The organism is Cohnella lubricantis (assembly GCF_014212015.1).
Lineage (GTDB): Bacteria > Bacillota > Bacilli > Paenibacillales > Paenibacillaceae > Cohnella > Cohnella lubricantis.
This window is the reverse complement of sequence record NZ_JACJVN010000090.1, coordinates 1-2,424: the sequence shown is the minus strand read 5'-3', so window position 1 is coordinate 2,424 and position 2,424 is coordinate 1. Positions and strand designations below refer to the sequence as shown.

Here is a 2,424-nt window from a genome sequence, read left to right as displayed (position 1 = left end):
TGTTTATCGCATAATAGAAATGCCTACTATTGCAGCGTAAAAATGCCGAACTAAGATGCAAAAAAAGAGACACTTGTCAGCATCCCTCTATCATCCTATCGTTATGTTTGTCGACAACGTAGCGAGAGGAGAAAGAAAGGATGTTGAAAATGCCTCAACAACAATATATCAAGTTTTTACGCGAAATAGAAGGCTGTTCGGTAAATGAAATTGCACAACGCGTCGGGATCCACTGGCGAACTGCAAAAAAATATGCCGATCAAACCGATTGGAATGCGGCTGTGACCAAACGGAAAAGCAGAAGTCCCGTAATGGGTCCATTTATAGAGATCGTCGATACGTGGTTGGAGGAAGATCGCTTGCTCCCACGAAAGCAACGTCATACAGGTATTCGCATTTTTCAACGGTTGCGAGACGAACATCAATTTACAGGCGGACAACGTACGGTGCTAGCCTATGTGCAGAAGCGAAAGAGTGAATTGGAACTAGAACGTGCCAAAACGTATGAACGACTGGAACATCCGCCGGGTGAGGCTCAAGTGGACTTTACTACCATTGAGGTGAGCCAAGAACACCGAATGCTCACATACAAGCTGCTGGTGATGTCCTTTCCGCATAGCAATGCCGCTTTCGTCTATCCGACACCGGCGGAAAATCAGGAATGTTTCCTAGAAGCGATGAAGCAATGCTTTGAACAGATGGGCGGTGTTCCTCAGCGTATCTGGTTCGACAATCTCTCAGCTGCCGTCGTACATATTGAGAAGCAAGGCGAACGGCAATTAACAGAAGGCTTTCAGCGATTCTGCGCTCACTACCGGTTCGAAGCTGTATTCTGCAATCCGTACAGCGGTCATGAAAAAGGTCATGTGGAGAATAAATGTGGCTACTCTAAGCGGAATTGGGCCGTCCCCATTCCCATCTATGAAAGCCATGAGCAGCTTGCCGCGTATTTCGAAGAGCAGGCAATGCAAGACCGCGAACGTCAGCATTATGCTCAAAACCGCCGAATCGCCGATCTATGGGAGGATGACCGCCGTAAGCTTCTTACATTGCCGGAACATGGATTTGAGGCCTTTCGCTTGGCAGCTGCAGTGGTCAACAAGTACGGAGAGATTCGGATTGAAGATACGACGATTCCGTTACTGGGTATGGCTGCGCCAGGTAGCGAGGTACTGATCCAGACGTATTGGGATCGCCTGGTCATTCTGAACGGCCACCACCAGAAGATTCGGGAGGTGCCTAGACCTTACACCGGGCGAACTGTGGATGTTCCGTGGTCGAAAGTGTTTACCGGATGGCTGAGAAAACCGCGCAGCGTTACACACTCACAATTCCTCCGCATGTTGCCGGAAACCTTGCAAGCGTATGTGACGGTGAAAGATCTGACTGAGCGAAAAGAACACCTTCAGGCGCTGTCGCACTGGAGCGATGTGTACACCATCGAACAGATCCAAGAAGCGATCGCTTTGTTAGGCCAGAATACGGCGGTCGACCGTATCACGGCCGTCCTTGGCATGAAACATGGAAACCGAGACTTGCCGGTTACGTGGGAGGAGACGCTGTCACCACCGGGGACTCGTTCAGATGGCTCTCTCGAACGTTACGACCAACTGGTGGGGGTGGGCTAAGATGGCTATAGAACTGGCGGATTTGTGCCGGCAGCTACGATTAGCGCATGTCATGGATTATGTATCGCTTCAACAGAGCGAAGAGATTCAAAGTATTGTGGAACAAATTCTTTGTGCGGAACTGGATGGTCGCCGCCGTGCCAAGTTAGGGAAACTCGTCCAGCAGGCTGGGTTTCCGCATATTAAGACCTTTGAAGGGTATGTGTATGACCACATCTCTTTTCCAAACGGCAGCAGTCCAGAGAAAATCCAGGGATTGGAATGGTTGGAACGCAAGGAGAATTTGCTCCTAATGGGTGCCGTAGGCACGGGAAAGACGCATATGGCAACGGCATTGGGTGTGGAGGCTTGTCGCCGAGGCAAGGCGGTGCAGTTTTACCGAGCCTCCGATCTGGTCGCCGTGCTTCAGGAGAAATTTGCGGCGGGTACGCTCAGCCGATTTCGAGAGAAGTTGAGAAAGGTTGATTTGCTCATCCTCGACGAGGTTGGTTACGTCCCGTTCAGCCAAACCGGGTCTGAGCTATTATTTAACGTGATTGCGGATTGCTATGAGCAACAGAGTGTGATCGTTACATCCAACTTGGAGTTTGGTCAATGGACGTCGATATTCGGCGATACCAAGCTAACATCAGCACTTGTCGATCGTCTGGTGCACCATGCTCATATTCTCTCCTTCACAGGCGAGAGTTTCCGCTTCAAACAAGCAATGGAACGAATTCCTATGTAACTTCGATGCTGGCAAGTGGGTTTGGTACTTTTGGCTGCAAACCTAAGCATTTTCTACTTGCAAAACACA

The 2,424-nt window shown here is 49.8% G+C and carries 2 protein-coding genes; both read left to right on the top strand.

Annotation, left to right across the window (positions count from 1 at the left end; all coding sequences use genetic code 11):
• The first annotated feature begins 140 nt into the window (after nt 1–140).
• The gene (gene istA / locus H4Q31_RS19820; RefSeq protein ID WP_185180796.1) at nt 141–1,628 is read left to right on the top strand and encodes an IS21 family transposase; all 1,488 of its coding nucleotides are present in this window, start codon (nt 141–143) and stop codon (nt 1,626–1,628) included.
• Between the two features lies 1 nt (nt 1,629).
• Nucleotides 1,630–2,355 (top strand): IS21-like element helper ATPase IstB, encoded by a 726-nt coding sequence (gene istB / locus H4Q31_RS19815; protein ID WP_185180795.1) that lies wholly within the window; start codon nt 1,630–1,632, stop codon nt 2,353–2,355.
• Nucleotides 2,356–2,424: the final 69 nt, after the last annotated feature.

What these genes read in the sequence shown, in the direction of transcription:
- istB (WP_185180795.1), top strand. Translation starts at nt 1,630, where the DNA reads ATGGCTATAGAACTGGCGGATTTGTGCCGGCAGCTACGATTAGCGCAT.
- istA (WP_185180796.1), top strand. Translation starts at nt 141, where the DNA reads ATGTTGAAAATGCCTCAACAACAATATATCAAGTTTTTACGCGAAATA.